The 15,031-nt window shown below is 70.5% G+C and carries 14 protein-coding genes; 6 read left to right on the top strand and 8 right to left on the bottom strand.

Translation table 11 applies throughout. The features are described from left to right. Positions 1-194 precede the first annotated feature (194 nt). The 3 genes from ACFV9D_RS00680 to ACFV9D_RS00670 all read right to left on the bottom strand — a co-directional run bounded on the left by ACFV9D_RS00680 (position 195) and on the right by ACFV9D_RS00670 (position 1,835). Positions 195-866: a DUF305 domain-containing protein gene (locus ACFV9D_RS00680; RefSeq protein WP_385138709.1), complete on the bottom strand. Its 672-nt coding sequence runs from the start codon at positions 864-866 to the stop codon at positions 195-197. A 112-nt stretch (positions 867-978) separates the two neighbouring features. After that, the gene (locus ACFV9D_RS00675; RefSeq protein WP_385138706.1) at positions 979-1,395 is read right to left on the bottom strand and encodes a DUF6153 family protein; all 417 of its coding nucleotides are present in this window, start codon (positions 1,393-1,395) and stop codon (positions 979-981) included. Between the two features lie 86 nt (positions 1,396-1,481). After that, entirely contained in the window at positions 1,482-1,835 is a 354-nt protein-coding gene (locus ACFV9D_RS00670) for a tetratricopeptide repeat protein (protein WP_385138703.1), read from the bottom strand. A 144-nt stretch (positions 1,836-1,979) separates the two neighbouring features. Here ACFV9D_RS00670 and ACFV9D_RS00665 point away from each other — a divergent pair, with 144 nt between their 5' ends. Further along, complete coding sequence (locus ACFV9D_RS00665) at positions 1,980-2,945, top strand: pirin family protein (protein ID WP_385138700.1); 966 nt, start codon at positions 1,980-1,982, stop codon at positions 2,943-2,945. Positions 2,946-3,309: 364 nt separating this feature from the next. Here ACFV9D_RS00665 and ACFV9D_RS00660 read toward each other — a convergent pair whose 3' ends face one another. The 3 genes from ACFV9D_RS00660 to ACFV9D_RS00650 form a co-directional block, all read right to left on the bottom strand. Next, positions 3,310-3,465, bottom strand: coding sequence for a hypothetical protein (locus tag ACFV9D_RS00660; RefSeq protein ID WP_385138697.1), 156 nt, complete (start codon positions 3,463-3,465; stop codon positions 3,310-3,312). 87 nt (positions 3,466-3,552) lie between these two features. Next, complete coding sequence (locus ACFV9D_RS00655) at positions 3,553-4,902, bottom strand: jacalin-like lectin (protein ID WP_385138694.1); 1,350 nt, start codon at positions 4,900-4,902, stop codon at positions 3,553-3,555. Between the two features lie 90 nt (positions 4,903-4,992). Continuing rightward, complete coding sequence (locus tag ACFV9D_RS00650) at positions 4,993-7,155, bottom strand: glycoside hydrolase family 9 protein (RefSeq protein ID WP_385138691.1); 2,163 nt, start codon at positions 7,153-7,155, stop codon at positions 4,993-4,995. 188 nt (positions 7,156-7,343) lie between these two features. Between ACFV9D_RS00650 and ACFV9D_RS00645 the strand changes: the two genes are divergently transcribed. Further along, on the top strand, positions 7,344-7,466 hold the full coding sequence (locus ACFV9D_RS00645; protein WP_385138688.1) for a hypothetical protein: 123 nt from the start codon (positions 7,344-7,346) through the stop codon (positions 7,464-7,466). Positions 7,467-7,613: 147 nt separating this feature from the next. Here the strand turns inward: ACFV9D_RS00645 and ACFV9D_RS00640 are convergent, their stop codons facing one another. Both ACFV9D_RS00640 and ACFV9D_RS00635 read right to left on the bottom strand, forming a co-directional pair. Further along, positions 7,614-8,894, bottom strand: a complete 1,281-nt coding sequence (locus ACFV9D_RS00640; RefSeq protein WP_385138685.1) for a glycoside hydrolase family 6 protein — start codon at positions 8,892-8,894, stop codon at positions 7,614-7,616. Between the two features lie 93 nt (positions 8,895-8,987). Beyond that, on the bottom strand, positions 8,988-9,953 hold the full coding sequence (locus ACFV9D_RS00635) for a glycoside hydrolase family 6 protein (RefSeq protein WP_385138682.1): 966 nt from the start codon (positions 9,951-9,953) through the stop codon (positions 8,988-8,990). A gap of 351 nt (positions 9,954-10,304) precedes the next feature. On the opposite strand from ACFV9D_RS00635, the gene ACFV9D_RS00630 reads away from it, so the two are divergent. From ACFV9D_RS00630 to ACFV9D_RS00615, 4 genes are all read left to right on the top strand, one after another. Beyond that, positions 10,305-11,318 (top strand): LacI family DNA-binding transcriptional regulator, encoded by a 1,014-nt coding sequence (locus ACFV9D_RS00630; RefSeq protein WP_385138679.1) that lies wholly within the window; start codon positions 10,305-10,307, stop codon positions 11,316-11,318. A gap of 351 nt (positions 11,319-11,669) precedes the next feature. After that, on the top strand, positions 11,670-12,980 hold the full coding sequence (locus ACFV9D_RS00625) for an extracellular solute-binding protein (RefSeq protein WP_385138676.1): 1,311 nt from the start codon (positions 11,670-11,672) through the stop codon (positions 12,978-12,980). Between the two features lie 115 nt (positions 12,981-13,095). After that, positions 13,096-14,100 (top strand): carbohydrate ABC transporter permease, encoded by a 1,005-nt coding sequence (locus tag ACFV9D_RS00620; protein WP_385138673.1) that lies wholly within the window; start codon positions 13,096-13,098, stop codon positions 14,098-14,100. A gap of 13 nt (positions 14,101-14,113) precedes the next feature. Then, positions 14,114-15,022, top strand: coding sequence for a carbohydrate ABC transporter permease (locus tag ACFV9D_RS00615; RefSeq protein WP_385138670.1), 909 nt, complete (start codon positions 14,114-14,116; stop codon positions 15,020-15,022). Positions 15,023-15,031 lie beyond the last annotated feature (9 nt).

Genomic DNA, 15,031 nt, shown 5'->3' with positions numbered 1-15,031 from the left:
CCCGGCCCGGGTTCCGGGGTCGGGGCCCTGCGCGGGTGGGGGGGGGGGGGGGGGCCGCCGTCCGGGGCCCCCCGGGGGGGGGGGGGGGGCGCCCCCCCGGGGGAGGGGGGGCCCGCCGCTACGAGCTGACCCGTTCAGAGGGGGTCAGGATGGTTCGGTGATGCTCGGATCCGTTGAGAACCGTTGGGATCCATTCAGATCCGGTCGAGGATCTTCCGCAGCTCGTCGATCTCGGCGGACTGCGTCCGCACCACGTCGTCCGCGAGCTTCTTCGCGGTCTCGTTGCGGCCGTCCTTCTGCTCGGTCTCCGCCATCTCGACCGCGCCCTCGTGGTGGGCGATCATCAGCTCGGCGAACTTCCGGTCGAAGGCCTTGCCCTTGAGGGACTCCAGGTCCTTCATGTCCTGCTCGGACATCATCCCGGCCATCGCGCCGCCGCCATGGCCGGCGTGGCCGTTCTGCCCGTTCGGGTCGGCGGACTCGGGCTTGCCCCAGCCCTTGAGCCAGGACTTCATCTTCTGGATCTCGGGGTCCTGCGCCTTCTCGACGTCGGCGACGATCTTCTTGACGCCCGTGTCCTCGGCCCGCCCGTCGGCGAGCTTCGCCATCTCCAGAGCCTGCTCGTGGTGCGGGATCATCGCCTGGGCGAACGCCACGTCCGCGTCGTTGAACGGGCCGGCGGCGGCGTCGGCGGTCGAGGGGGATGAGGAGGGGGCGGTGGTGGCGGAGGCGGTGGCCTTCCCGCCGTGGTCCATCCCGCTCGTGGAGTCGCTGTCGGAGCCGCAGGCGGAGAGCAGAAGGGCGGCTACGGCCGTGGCGCCGGCCACCGCGAGCTTCCTGTGGGTGGGGTTGATGAAACCACGCATGTCTGTCACACCTCGTGTGCTGTCGTACGGCGTACGCGAGCGCGTACGCGCGGAAAAGGGCTGAACGAACGCTTCTGCGGGCAGCACAAGGTGCCCGCTGTGACGGTTCGGCCTAAATCCGCAGGACGGACAGTTGAGCGAGGTCGGGAGGTATGGGCGGCGGGGCGTTCGGCCGCAGCGCCCGCGTGAGCCGGCCGAGCAGCCGGACCAGCCACTCGGGGCGGCGTCCGAGCGCGGCCAGGACGAAACGGGCCAGCGCCCAGATACCGAGGACGGCCACGCAGAGCGTGGTCATGTCCATATCCATGCCGGAGTCGTGGGAGGAGGAGGCGGGCGCCTCGTCCTCCGCCATCTGGTGCGCGGAGGCGGAGGCATGCGTCATGCCGTCCGCCGCGGCGTCCGACGGGCTCTCCGGGTGGCCGACGGCGTGCATCACGAAGACACCGAGGGCGAGCACCATGACGAGCAGCAGGTGCGCGAAGGCACCGCCCACTCCCACGCTGCCGCGTCCCACTCGTCCCGTACGCACGTCTCGAACCTCCCGGGACGACCTTACCGGGCGGACCGCGCGTGCGTCGCCCGCCACCCGGCAGGGAGTCGTCCTCCAGGCTCGGCTCAGTCCGTACGGTCCGTCGACTCACCGGACATCGCGGCTGCGAGCCGCAGATGCGGCGCGGCCTCGGCGGCCCGGCCCTGCCGTTGCAGCGTGCGGCCGAGCATCAGCCGGGCGTAGTGCTCCACGGGATCCCGGTCGAGCACGGCGCGCAGCTCGGTCTCGGCGCGGGACAGCTGGGCGGAGTGGTAGTAGGCGCGGGCGAGCAGCAGGCGCTGGGCGGTCTGCTCGGGGTGCTCGGCGACCAGGCCGCGCAGGATGCGGGCGGCCGTCAGGTACTCCTTCGCCTCGAAGAACAGCTGGGCGCGGTCCCAGCGCTCGCCGGCCGTGCCGAACTCGTAGTACGTGTCGTTCACTCGCGCTCCCTCGTGGCGTCCCTACCCTGCCACCCGGTAGGGGTGGCACTGCCGTCCAACACGCCAGGATGATTGAACATTCCACTACTATTTCCGCGTGGAGACACGCCACCGTCGTCCCCGGACAGGAATAGGTTGAGCGTCATGAGCAATCTTGATCGTCAGGCCGCCCTCACCGTCTGCGGCGGTCGCGGCTTCGTCGTCGCCGAGCCGGTCCGGGAACTCCTCAGCCCCCGCCACGTCCAGCTCGGCGAGTCGACCGAGGTCCGCCGCCTGCTCCCGAACCTCGGTCGCCGCATGGTCGGCGCCTGGGCGTTCGTCGACCACTACGGCCCCGACGACATCGCCGACGAGCCCGGCATGCAGGTCCCGCCGCACCCGCACATGGGGCTCCAGACGGTGAGCTGGCTCCACGAGGGCGAGGTCCTGCACCGCGACAGCACGGGCAGCCTCGAGACGATCCGCCCGCGCGAGCTGGGCCTGATGACCTCGGGCCGGGCGATCTCCCACTCCGAGGAGAGCCCCAAGCCCCACGCCCGCTTCCTCCACGGCGCACAGCTCTGGGTGGCGCTCCCGGACGCCCACCGCCACGTCGAGCCCCACTTCCAGCACCACGCGACCCTCCCGCAGGTCACCGCGCCCGGCCTCACGGCCACCGTGATCATGGGCGAACTGGACGGCGCCGAGTCCCCGGGCACCACGTACAGCCCCCTGATCGGCGCCGACCTCGCCCTGGCGGCGGGCACGGAAACGAACCTCCCGTTGGAGCCGGACTTCGAGTACGCGGTCCTGTCGATGTCGGGCGAGGCCCACGTCGACGGCGTCCCGGTCCTCCCGGGCTCGATGCTCTACCTCGGCTGCGGCCGCACGGAACTCCCCCTGCGCGCGATCTCGGACGCGGGCCTGATGCTCTTGGGCGGCGAGCCGTTCGAGGAGGAGATCGTCATGTTCTGGAACTGGATCGGCCGTTCCCAACAGGACATCGAAGAGGCGCGCGAGGCGTGGATGAACGGCACCACGTTCGGCGAGGTGAAGGGCTACGACGGCGCCCCGCTTCCTGCCCCGGAGCTGCCCGCGACGCCGCTGAAACCGCGGGGTCGGGTGCGCTGACCTGCGGCTTCCGGTATGAAGGGTCCGGGCGAGGGGGCTGGTGACCGCTTCCGGATATTTCGTAGGGCCGGGATCTGCCAGAACCTGCCCGAGGGTGCCCTGGCGGTGCGGGGTGAGCCGTCATCTATCACCATCTGTGGTCAGCTCTGGCAGGACGGTTGCTGACTCAATGCTGACTTTGGTGACGGGTCGTCAGGGTTTTGCAGGGCTCCCCGGGGTTCCATCCCCCATCGCTGCCGGGTGGTGTTAGTCCCGATCGGCCTCCTGCGGTCTGCGAGGGCTGGGTGGTGAGTGGAACGGGCGCGCCCACCTCGTCCGAGGGAGCACGCACGACCCGCGATCCGGGAAGGGCAGCGCGCCGGCGTCAGGACGGGGTCCCGGGGTCGGTGTACCGCAGCAGGGAGGCCGCGCACTCGTACAGTCTCAGCTCGCCCTCCGGTACGACGACCAGCTCGGCACCCGTACCGACGAGGGCCCGGACGAGGGCCTCGTCGGCATGTTCCTCGCGCGGGGCCCGCACACCGAAGGGCGTCAGCCTCCGCCTCGCGTGGGTCTCGGCGGTCGGCAGGCCCCCTTAGTGGACGACCACGGCCAATTACGGGCCGTGTCAACGCTGGGTGTAGATGAAGCCGATCTTGTCGATCTCGTCGCCCGAGCGGCCGTGGAAGCCGGTGATCTGCCGGCCCGGGGGAGCGGTATGGGTAACGCAGTCGGGGGTTGTCGTACCGCCTGCCAGGGTGCGGCCGAGGTTCGTGGTGAACCTGGCGTGGAAGATCCGCGTATGGCCGTCCTTCTGGGCTCGGCACAGGTACGCGGTGGTCACGTACTCCTCGCTGCCGAGCGTGAGGGCGGTCGCCGTGCCTCCGGTGCCGCCGTGGGCGAGTGTCGTGCCGTTGTCCAGGATGATGCTCAGTCGGTCGATCCGGGAGCCGGCGCTCAGAGCGATGGTGGTGGCGCGGGCGCCGGTGGGGACGCGCTCGATGTCGTTGAAGGGGCCGCCGTGCGGTCCGCCGAACTGCTCGCTCAGCTGGAAGGCCGGGTTGCGCGACCAGGAGAAGTCCACCGTGATGGGGTCGTGGTCGGACAGCATGAGTCCGTCGTCGGTGAGGAACGAGGCGTGCTCGTTGTTGTAGGAAGTGGCGTTCAGGGAGACGAGCTTGCTGCCGCGGTAGAGGACTTTGTCGACGACCTCGCACGAGTTGGGCACGGTCGGCTGGGACTGGTCGCAGACCAGGGGGTCGCTGCCCTTCGCGGGCGGGGTGCCGCCGCGGATCAGCTCGACCCAGGCGTCGGTGAGGCCGTTGGCGGTGGCGAACTCGGTGATGGTGTCGCCGGTGCGGGTGTAGCGGGTGTTGGTGTCGCCCATGACGACGACCGCGTTGCCCGCCGAGTGGGTCCTGATGAAGGCGGCGAGCTGGTCCAGGTTGTCGGCCCGTGCCGCCAGGTCCCCGGCGCTCGTGCCCGCGTTGGTGTGGAGGTTGTAGAAGTCGACGTACGCACCCTCGGCGAGGCGCTGCCGGGCGAAGGTGAAGCCCTTGGGGGTGAGGCAGTCGCCGGAGTCGAACTGGCAGGAGTTCCAGCGGACCCGCTCGAAGTCATCCACGTCGTATGGGGACTTCGACAGGGTGTTCAGGCCGCTGCCGATGCCCGCCCCACCGCTGGTGGTGGTGCGGTACGGATGGGTGGTGTCGGCTGCGTACAGGCGGGCGTGGTAGTTGAAATCCTCCTGGACGTGGACGATGTCGTACGGCGCGATCCGCCGGCCGATCTCCGTCGTGCTGGACTCGCGCGGCGTCGGGGCGCTGGAGAGGCTCTCGGGCAGCCCGGCCACGTTGTACGTGAGCACGCTGAAGGCGCCGGATTCGGTGGCCGTCGTCGCGGTTGCCGTCGGCGTCATCGCGGTGAGCCCGGTCAGAGCGACTGCCGCCGCTGTCAGACCGGCGAGGAGTCGTCGCATGGGGGCCTCCGGGGGGTGGGGGTTTCGGCGGTGGTGCGGCGCCGGCCAGGCCCGGGCGGAGTCGTCCGCCCGGGCCTGGCCGTCAGTGGATCAGGTGCAGGCACTCCCGTTGAGTGCGAAGGTCGTGGGGGAGGGGTTGGTGCCGCTGTACGTTCCCTGGACTCCGAAGCTCGCGGTCGCACCCGCAGCGATGGCCCGGTTCCAGTCGGCGTTGCGGGCGCTGACGGCGGTGCCGGTCTGGGTGACGGTCGCGTTCCAGGCGCTGGTGACGCGCTGGCCGCCCGGGTAGGACCAGACCAGCTGCCATCCGTCGACGGCCGTCGGGCCGGTGTTCTTGACGGTGACGGTCGCGGTGAAGCCGGTGTTCCAGACGTTGCTCACCGTGTACGTCACCGCGCAGGCTGCGGTGGGCGGTTCGCCGCCGGTGGAGGTCCGCTCGGCGGCGTAAGCGGCGAGCCAGGCCAGCGGGGCGTTCCAGTTGACGGCCACTTCGTTGGTCGAGTACGAGTCGATGTGGTCGATGTAGCAGGCGGCGGGGGCGCAGCCGGTCAGCTTCTCCTGCGCGATCGGGTCCTGGAGCGCGCTGTTGGGACCGCCCGCGAGAGAGCCGGCCGGAGGATGGGGCAGCGCGGCGTCCAACTGGTGGGCCCAGAAGCGGTGGTGCTGGTTCTGGGATGACGTCTCGCCGTGGCCGGTCACGTACGACAGGCCGAGGGCGTTGCGGCCGAGCAGGTAGTCCATGGTCTCCAGCGCGCCGGCGCGGTAGCGCCCGTCGCCTGTCAGCTCACCGGCGACGGCCATGACGACCGCGTCGTTGGCGACCTCGCCGTTCGAGCCCCAGAAGTACCCGTCCGCCGGGACGGGCACCGCGTAGCCCTGGGCGGCCATCCTGGACAGATAGCCGTCGGCGGCGGCGGTCACCGAGGAACGGACCCGGACCAGGTCCGTCGTGGGCAGCCCGTTGGGGACGGTGGCGAGGACGATTCGGCCGAGCGCGGCCGTGTCCGCCCAGCCGAAGCCGTACGGGCTGAAGGCGTCGGCGGAGGTGTGCCAGGACGAGGAGGTGACCGCGTCCCGGTAGACGCTCTCGCCGGTCGTCGCGTACAGCTCTGCGGCCGCCCAGTAGAACTCGTCGGTGACCCGCGTGTCCCCGTAGGCACCGCCGCCCGTGCTGTCCGAATCCGGTGCGTACAAGGCCGGGTTGGTCTGCGCCGCCGTCCAGGCCCGGCGGGCGGCGGACAGGCAGCGGTCGGCGTACGCGGCGTCGTACGGACGGAAGACCCGGGCGCACTGCGCGGCGGCCGCCGCGAGGTTCAGGGTCGCAGCCGTGGACGGGCGGTGCAGCTCGCGGGGCTGGGCGTCCTGGTCGGGGCGCATCGGCATGCCGGTCCAGGCCGCGTCGTGGATCTTGTGGAACGCCATGCCCGCGTACGGCTTGCCCTCGGGCACCTGCATCCGCATCAGGAAGTCGAGCTCCCAGCGGGCCTCGTCGAGGACGTCGGGTATGCCGTTGCCGCGCTCGGGGACGCGCAGGGTCGAGTCGCCCAGCGCCGCGTCCTTGCCCGCTCGCTTGGCCCGCTCGAAGGAGTCGACGACCAGCCAGGTCGAAATGCCGCCGTTCACGACGTACTTGCCGTGGTCGCCCGCGTCGTACCAGCCGCCCCTGACGTCCTGGGTGTAGTCGCACACGGTGGCCTGGCAGGGGACGGAGGTGTCGCCCTTGTTGGGCGCGACGCCAAGGTGTCCGGCCGGGCGTGCGTAGGCGGAGCCCACCAGGGAGGCGTCGATCGCGATGCCGCTGCGCTGGTGGTGGAAGAACGCCATCGCGTCGGAGCGCAGCGTGTCGTAGAGGTCCGCGCGGATGTCGAAGGGTGCGCTGCTGTTGCCGTCCACCGCCAGGACGTATCCCGAACCCGTGCTCCGGTACGAGGAGAAGTCAGCCACCTGGACGGACTGCCCGGAGGGGGTGTCCGCGCCGCGCGGGACGGTCGAGCCGGAGGCGACCACGGTCCCGGACGCGTTCCGCAGCTGCCAGGTGAGCGCGCCCGTCGCCGTGGTGACGACGGTGGCGCGCTTGGGGCCGTCCGGCAGGTAGCCGACCTGGTTGACGCGTACGGCCGTGGTCGCCGCCGCGGAGACGAGGACGTCCGCGGCGGCCGGTGCGGTCGTGAGACCGCCGAGAAGGAGAGTCCCTGCCAGCAGTGCGGTGGAGAGGCGTATGGGGCGGCGTAACGTCGGAGTGGTGCGGGGCATGAGCGGCTCCTGTGTGTCGTCGCGGATGGCCGCCAAGGAGAGGTGGGAGCGCTCCCACTTGACGACGTGTCGAACCATGGTCGATGGGCCGGAGATCTCGAGCGCACCGTAATGACGCCCGTCGTCACCGTCAACGGGCTCGACCGGAGCGGCGAGAAGTCGGCCGCCCGGTCAATGCGCGGAGCGCGATGTCGCTGGGCGTAACGTTCGGCGCGCTATGGTGCGGGCCCTTCGCCGACCACGGCGGCGGCTCCAACCCGCCGGTGCAGCTGTCCTGGCTGCGCGAGCGCGGGCTCGCGCCGGAGCTCTGACCGCGGATGAGCACCGCGGCGGATCGGCGGCCCGGACGGAGTCCTGCACACCGACCCGCTCGGACTCAGGAGACCTACTTCCCCTGGGCGGCCTGAGCCGTACGAAGCCGGGGCTCCGCGCCGTACAGCGCGGAGCCCCGGTCGAGTTCAGTGGTTGAGCGTCAGCCGCGGTGACGCGTTGCGGGCGAGCGTGTGGGCCTGGTCAGGCCACCAGGTGCCGGCGGGCGGGTCGACGATGCCGTACTCGGGGTCGATCGTGCCGCCGGTGTTGCGTGTGCAGCTGCCGTCGGACTCACCGGGGATCTTGATCCACAGGTAGGCGTCGACGAGCGGGACGCCGGTGTCGGCGGTGGGGCGCGGACCGAGGCCGCGACCGGGCGCGTTGCACCAGATCTCCGGGTCCCCGCTGTACTTGCCGGGCTCCGGGGTCCAGGCGCCCAGACCGTTGCGGCTGGTGTCGATGACGAAGTGCTGCAGCGCGTCGCTCGGAGGGGTGCCCACGCTCTGGTCGAACCAGGCGTCGGTCCAGCGCCAGGTGGCGGGATCGGCGGAGTCGACCGCGTTGCCCGGGGCGCCGTCGTTGGGTGCGGCGGACGAGTAGTACTGCGTGGCGCACCAGTCGGTGTGGCCGCGCGCCTCCTCGGGTCCCTCGGTGGCGAACCACATGCACTTCGCTATCCAGGTGCCGTACCTGGCGTTGTGGTCGGTGGGGTGGGTGTTGGACACGTTGAGGGCGAAGCCGTCGCTGTGACGGACGCCGGCGTCCAGCAACCGCCGCGCCATGTCGCCGACGGGCCGCCACAGGACGTTGCCCGCGTCCAGGTAGACCGCGGTGCGGGCCTTGGACTTGATGGTCCTGACCGCGTATTCGAGATCGGCGATGCGGGTCGCCGTGAGTTCGCCGGTCGGGTCCACGGTCGGCCCGCAGTCCCTGGGGAGGAGGGCAAGGCCGTCGGGCTCGACCACGACGACCGCCTTGCCGTCGCCGATGCCGGCGGCGAAGGCGTCGATCCACTTCCGGTAGGCGGCCGAGGACGCGGCTCCGCCGCTGGAGTACTGGGTGCAGTCCCGGCCGGGCACGTTGTACGCGACCAGGACGGGGGTCCGGTTCACCGCCCGGGCCTCGCGGACGAGGGTTCTCACCTTGACCCGTACTTCGTCGGGCGTGCCCTCGGTGAACCACTCGGCCTGCGGCCAGCTCGCGAGCTTGGCCATGTTCACGGCGTTCGCGAAGTCGCCGCTCCTGAAGTCGACGAGAGCCTGCTTGGCGGCCTTGCTGTGCGGGTCCACGTAGAACCGGGTGGTCGGGGTGATCCCGTCCCCGGTGGGGGCGGCCTGCGCCTGCCCCTGCGTCGCGGTGAGGGCGGCGCAGGCCGCGAGCGCCGCGAGGGCGGCAGTCGCGCGGCGCCGTAGGCTACGTGGCTTCATGAGGACTCCTGGTCGAAGGATGGGGGGAGGCGGGGCGGTGGTGCCTGTGGCCCGGTCGCGGGGCGGCGAAGTCCGGGCCACAGGAGTCTGAGGTCAGTAGCCGTAGATCATCTTGTAGGCGGCCTCGGGGAGGAACTGACCGGCCGAGGAGCCGGCCCCGACGCCGCAGTTGCCATCGGACTCACCCGGGGCCTTGATCCACAGCAGCATCTCGGCGCCACCTCCCAGCTGGGTCGGGGTGCCGATGCGGCGGCCCGCGGCGTTGCACCACTCGCCGTTGGAGCCGTTGCCGTTCCGGCTGGTGTCGACGACGAACGGCTTGGTGTAGCCGTAGCGGGCGGCCAGTTCGCTGTTCACCGAGTTGCCGTAGGCGGTGTTCTGCGCGGTCGTGTAGTAGTTGGAGATGTTGAGGGAGAAGCCGTGGGCCTGCCGGAGGCCGGCTTCGTGGAGGCGCTGGGCCATCGTCGCCGCGCTTACCCAGCCGGGGTTGCCGGCGTCGAGGTAGACCCAGGTGTTGGGCGCCTGGCGGTTGAACTCGGTGAGGGCTCCGCTGATCATGCCCTGGCGTTCGCGGATCTGCGCCTGGCTCAGACAGCCGTAGTCCGCGATGGAGTCCGGTTCGAGGACGACGGCGGCCGGGCGGCCGGCGATCCCGCCGGCGAACTGCGCGATCCAGGTCGCGTAAGCGGACGGGGAGGCGGCGCCGCCTCCGGAGTGCCCGCCGCACGTGTCGCGGTTGTAGATGTTGTAGGCGACGAGCACGGGCAGCTTGTCCGAGGAGTCCGCCGCCCCCACATACGCACCGGTGGCGGTGCCGATGGTGCCGCTCCAGGAGCCGAACCAGCGGGCCATGGGGGTGTTGGCGAGGGACGCGTTGATCGCGGGCGCCCGGCCGTCACCGGGGTTGGCGGCGACCCACTGCTTCGCGCTGGAGTTCGGGTCCACGTAGAACCCGCTGGTCATTGTGGTCGGGTCCGCCGCGTGGGCGGACGGCGCGAAGGCGAGCGCCAACGGCAGCGCGGAAAGGGCTGCCACGAGGGCGCGGACTCTGCGGCGCATGACTTGTACCTCGGTTTCCTGACGGCGGACGCGTCGCGCAGTCTCGTCCCGAGCCGGCGACGCACTGAGGAAGTGCGGTGGTACGGCGTCCCCTTGCGGCGGTGGCGCACCGGCGGGGACAACAGCACACCTCGGACGTACGGGGATTCGTGGAAGCGCTCCCACTGGAAGCGATTCCAGTGCACGCTCTGCATGCCTGGGGTGTGGCCGTATCGTGTGACGCACCGTTAAGCACTGTCAAGAGCCGTCATGTAACCCGCACTTCACACGGCGGCAAGAAGGCTTTACAGTCCTGGAACTGGAAGCGCTCCCAGTCTTCCATCAGTTCAGAGCACGGCAGGAAGGCAGATCATGGCTGAAGGTGTCCCACGCCGGCAGTCGACACTCGACGAGGTGGCCGAACTGGCCGGTGTCTCACGGTCGGTGGCCTCCCGTGTGCTCAACAACGCCCCGCACGTCAGCCGCGCCAAACGCGAGGCGGTCGAACGGGCCGTCCATCAACTCGACTATGTACCGAATCCGACGGCACGTGCGCTGGCGACTCGTCAGACGGGCGCGGCGGCCCTGGTCGTCTCGGGAGAGGATCCGTCGATCTTCGCGGATCCGTTCTTCGCCCAGGTGATCGTGGGGGCATCGGCCGCGCTGGAAGACGCCGATCTGCACCTGATGCTGTGCCTTGCCGCCTCCGACCGGGGTCGCAGACGAGTGGAGCAGCTTCTGCGGTCCAAGGGGGCCGACGGCGTGATGCTGATGGCGCTGCGCGAGGACGATCCGCTGGCCCGCATGGCCCAGGAGGCGGAGATGCCCGTCGTGTTCGGCGGGCGCCCGGTCGGTTTAAACCCCCGGTGGTACGTGGACGTCGACAACATCGGCGGAGCGCGCGCGGCGACCGAGCACCTGATCTCGGCCGGCCGGACCCGCGTGGCCACCATCTGCGGACGCCTGGACACCGAGGTCGGGCGCGCCCGGTACCGCGGCTACCGGGATGCCATGCTGGCGGCGGGCCTCGAACCGTACCCGCCGGAGGTCGGCGACTTCACCGAGTCCAGTGGAGCCGATGCCATGGCCGTCCTGCTGGTGAACCACCCCGACCTGGACGGGGTGTTCGCCGCCAGCGACAACATGGGAGTCGGCGCGCTGCGCACGCTGCGCGAGGCCGGTCGGCAAGTCCCCGGTGACGTCGCCGTGGTCGGCTTCGACGACCTCGCCGTGGCCCGGATGGCCGATCCGCCGCTGACCACGGTTCACCAGCCCATAGAGGGTCTCGGACGGGAGATGGCGCGCATGCTCGTCGCGCTCATCAACGGACAGGACCCCACCCCGCTGATGCTGCCCACGCGCCTGGTCACCCGCGCCAGCGCCTGACGAGACGCCCGGCGGTCGCCCTCGCGATCGCCGCCGTGCTCAACCTTGAGCTCAACCCCGCGCTCACCCCTGCGTTCACTCCCGTGCTCAACCCCGCACTCACCCCTGCGTTCACCCCCGTGCTCACCCGTGAGCAGTGCCCAGCCGCCCCCGGCCGACCACCTTGACAGGCCGTCAAGGGGACGGCAGGGTTTCGATGCCACCTTTTGGGAGCGCTCCCAGTCCGGAAGCAAGCTCCCAGGATGTGTTCTGGCCCCGGCCTTCGAAGGCCAACCCCCTGCGCCGATCGCCGACGAGGCGAGGCTCTGCCCGGCGTACCCCTCAACCCCCTTGACGCATCGAGGAGATGCCATGTCCCGCTCGTCCGTGCCGCGCGTCCGCACCCGCTCCGCCGCCCTCGTTTCCGCGGCCGTGGCCTTCGCGCTCGCCCTCACCGGCTGCTCGTCTTCCGGCGACGGCTCCGTCTCCGCCGACGGGAAGATCACCCTGACCGTCGGCACCTTCGGGACCTTCGGGTACAAGGAAGCCGGTCTGTACGACGAGTACATGAAGCAGCACCCCGGGATCACCATCAAGGAGAACCCGACGACCGTCGAGGGCAACTACTGGACCGCCCTGCAGACCCGGCTTTCCGGCGGCGGCCTCGACGACGTCCAGGCCCTCGAAGTCGGCCGCATATCGCTAGCCACCTCCGAGGACCTCGCCGACGCTTTCGCCGACCTGTCCGACGCCCCCGGCGTCGACAAGAAGGACTACCTGCCCTGGAATTGGGACCAGGCCACCACCGCCGACGGCAGAACGATCGGCCTTGGCACCGACGTCGGCCCGATGGCCATCTGCTACCGCCAGGACCTGTTCAAGGCCGCGGGCCTGCCCTCCGACCCCGCCTCGGTCGGCAAGCTGTGGTCGGGTGACTGGGCGAAGTTCGTCGAGGCGGGCAAGCGGTACCAGGCCAAGGCGCCCCAGGGCACCTTCTTCATGGACAGTGCCAGCGGACTGTTCAACGCCGTCGTCTCCAGCAGCCCCGTCCAGTACTACAAGGACGGCAAGCTCGCCTACAAGGACTCGGCCAGTGTGAAGACCGCCTGGGACCTGGCCGTCAAGGCCGTTCAGGGCAAGACCAGCCAGGGCCTGAAGATGTTCGACACCCCCTGGCAGACCGCGTTCTCCAAATCCACCTTCGCCACCACCGTCTGCCCCTCCTGGCAGCAGGCCAACATCCAGCAGTTCTCCGGCCCCGCCAACAAGGGCAAGTGGAACATCGCCCAGCCCCCGGCCGCCGGCAACTGGGGCGGCTCCTTCCTGGCCGTGCCCGCCTCCGGCAAGCACGTCGACGAGGCAAAGAAGCTCGTGGCCTGGCTCACCGCGCCCGAGCAGCAGGCGAAGGTCTTCCAGAAGGTCGGCACCATCCCCGCCAACCAGGCCGCCTACGACCTGCCCGGCGTCGTCGACTACAAGAACGCCTACATCGGCCCCGACGCCGCCACCGGCCAGATCTTCTCCACCGCCGCCCAGGCCATCAAGCCCGCCGAGACAGGCCCCCGCGCGGGTGACCTGACCGGGGCGTTCGGCACCGGTGTCCTGCTCATGGAGCAGAACGGCAAGAACCCGGAAGAGGCCTGGAACGCCACCGTCCGCCAGATCGACAGCACCATCCAGTAACCCTTCCCGCCCCTCCCCGGCCGTCGCCGCGGGGGAGGGGGCGGCCGGTCACTGGGGGGCCGGCCGCCCCTTCCCCGTACCGACGCGACCGGCCGTGACCACCGAAGGAACCCCCGTGGCCTCCACGACCGCACCCAGCCGCAACGGCCCCGCAGGCCGGCAAGACACCCAGCCGCCCCCGGCCCGCCCCGCCGGACCCTCGGCCTGGCGCAGCCGCCTGCACCGCTGGGACACCAAAGGCACGCCGTACGCCCTCATCGCGCCCTTCTTCCTCGTCTTCGCCGCCTTCGGCCTCTTCCCGCTGCTCTACACCGGATGGCTCTCCTTCCACCGGGTGAGCCTCTACAACGTCGACCGCGCCGAATGGGTCGGCCTGCGCAACTACACGGACCTGTTCACCGGCCAGGTCAGCCACTACTTCTGGAACGCGCTCCTCAACACCTTCACCCTCGGCGTGCTGTCCACCGTCCCCCAGCTGCTGATGGCGCTGGGCCTCGCCCACCTGCTCAACTACCGGCTCCGCGCCCGCGGATTCCTGCGGACGGCGCTCCTCGCCCCGTACGCGACGTCCGTCGCCGCCGCCACCCTCGTCTTCGCCCTGATCTTCAGCCCTGAGGGCGGCATGGCCAACTGGCTCCTCGGTCTGTTCGGCGCCGGGCCCGTGCACTGGGAGGCCGGCCGCTGGAGTTCGCAGTTCGCGATCTCCGTGATCGTCACCTGGCGCTGGACCGGCTACAACGCCCTCATCTACCTCGCGGCCATGCAGGCCGTGCCGCGCGACCTGTACGAGGCCGCCGCCCTGGACGGCGCCAACCGCTGGCAGCAGTTCCTGCATGTCACGATCCCCGCCCTGCGCCCCACGATCCTGTTCACGGTGATCGTCTCGACCATCGGCGCCACCCAGCTCTTCGGCGAGCCCTACCTGTTCGGCGGCCAGAGCGGCCACCAGGGAGGCACCGACCACCAGTACGAGACCCTCGGCATCCTCATGTACGACCAGGGCTTCCACTCCAGCATGCTCGGGCGCGCCAGCGCGGTCGCCTGGGTCATGTTCGGCCTGCTGCTGCTCATCGGGCTCGTCAACGCGCTGATCACCCGCCGCCTGCGCGCCTCCCAGTGACGTGGAGAACGACATGACCACCACCACATTCGTCCCCGACCGCCGTCACCACGCGGCGGCACGACCGTCCGCCCGCGCCGGCAGGGCCGGCGGCCAGCACCGGGCCGGGAGGCTCGCCCACATCGTGCTGGTCCTCGCGGCCCTGGCCTCGCTGTTCCCGCTGTACTGGACGCTGGTAGCGGCCTCCACCGACAGCCACGCCGTCGTCTCCAGCCCGCCGCCGATGCTGCCCGGCGGAAACCTCTTCGACAACCTCGCCTACGTATGGCACAACGCCGGCGGGCGCGGCATGGGCGTCGCCCTGCTCAACTCCACGCTCGTCGCCGGAGCCGTCACCGTCAGCACGGTGACCTTCTCCGTCCTCGCGGGTTTCGCCTTCGCCAAACTCCGCTTCCGGGGGAAGAAGGTCCTGCTCGGCCTCGTGCTGTCCACCCTCGCCGTGCCCGCGCAGCTCAGCGTCGTACCCCTTTTCATCCTGAGCAAGAACCTGGGGCTGGGCAATCACCTCGGGGCGCTGATCCTGCCCGTGCTCGTCACCGCCTTCGGTGTCTTCTTCATGCGCCAGTTCCTCTCCCAGGCGCTGCCCACCGAACTCCTGGAAGCCGCCCGCGTCGATGGCGCCAACTCCCTGCGCGTCATCTGGCATGTCGTCTTCCCCGTCGCCCGCCCGGCGATGGCGGTCCTGGGCATGCTCACCTTCGTCCAGTCCTGGAACGACTTCCTCTGGCCGATCATCGTCATGAACGGCTCCACCAACCCCACCGTCCAGGTCGCTCTTGCCGGACTGGGCACCGGGTGGTCCACCGACTGGTCCGTCATCACCGCAGGAGCGCTCATGGGCACCCTGCCCCTCCTCCTTGTCTTCGCCCTCTTCGGCCGTCACATCGTCGGCGGCATCACCCAGGGCGCCATTAAGGGCTGACCCCCTCCT

The organism is Streptomyces sp. NPDC059875, assembly GCF_042731085.1.
In the GTDB taxonomy this organism is placed as follows: Bacteria; Actinomycetota; Actinomycetes; order Streptomycetales; family Streptomycetaceae; genus Streptomyces.
This window is presented reverse-complemented; position numbering and strand designations above follow the sequence as displayed.

What these genes read in the sequence shown, in the direction of transcription:
- ACFV9D_RS00650 (WP_385138691.1), bottom strand. Translation starts at nt 7,155, where the DNA reads ATGCCCCGCACCACTCCGACGTTACGCCGCCCCATACGCCTCTCCACC.
- ACFV9D_RS00680 (WP_385138709.1), bottom strand. Translation starts at nt 866, where the DNA reads ATGCGTGGTTTCATCAACCCCACCCACAGGAAGCTCGCGGTGGCCGGC.
- ACFV9D_RS00640 (WP_385138685.1), bottom strand. Translation starts at nt 8,894, where the DNA reads ATGAAGCCACGTAGCCTACGGCGCCGCGCGACTGCCGCCCTCGCGGCG.
- ACFV9D_RS00635 (WP_385138682.1), bottom strand. Translation starts at nt 9,953, where the DNA reads ATGCGCCGCAGAGTCCGCGCCCTCGTGGCAGCCCTTTCCGCGCTGCCG.
- ACFV9D_RS00625 (WP_385138676.1), top strand. Translation starts at nt 11,670, where the DNA reads ATGTCCCGCTCGTCCGTGCCGCGCGTCCGCACCCGCTCCGCCGCCCTC.
- ACFV9D_RS00665 (WP_385138700.1), top strand. Translation starts at nt 1,980, where the DNA reads ATGAGCAATCTTGATCGTCAGGCCGCCCTCACCGTCTGCGGCGGTCGC.
- ACFV9D_RS00630 (WP_385138679.1), top strand. Translation starts at nt 10,305, where the DNA reads ATGGCTGAAGGTGTCCCACGCCGGCAGTCGACACTCGACGAGGTGGCC.
- ACFV9D_RS00615 (WP_385138670.1), top strand. Translation starts at nt 14,114, where the DNA reads ATGACCACCACCACATTCGTCCCCGACCGCCGTCACCACGCGGCGGCA.
- ACFV9D_RS00655 (WP_385138694.1), bottom strand. Translation starts at nt 4,902, where the DNA reads ATGCGACGACTCCTCGCCGGTCTGACAGCGGCGGCAGTCGCTCTGACC.
- ACFV9D_RS00645 (WP_385138688.1), top strand. Translation starts at nt 7,344, where the DNA reads ATGTCGCTGGGCGTAACGTTCGGCGCGCTATGGTGCGGGCCCTTCGCC.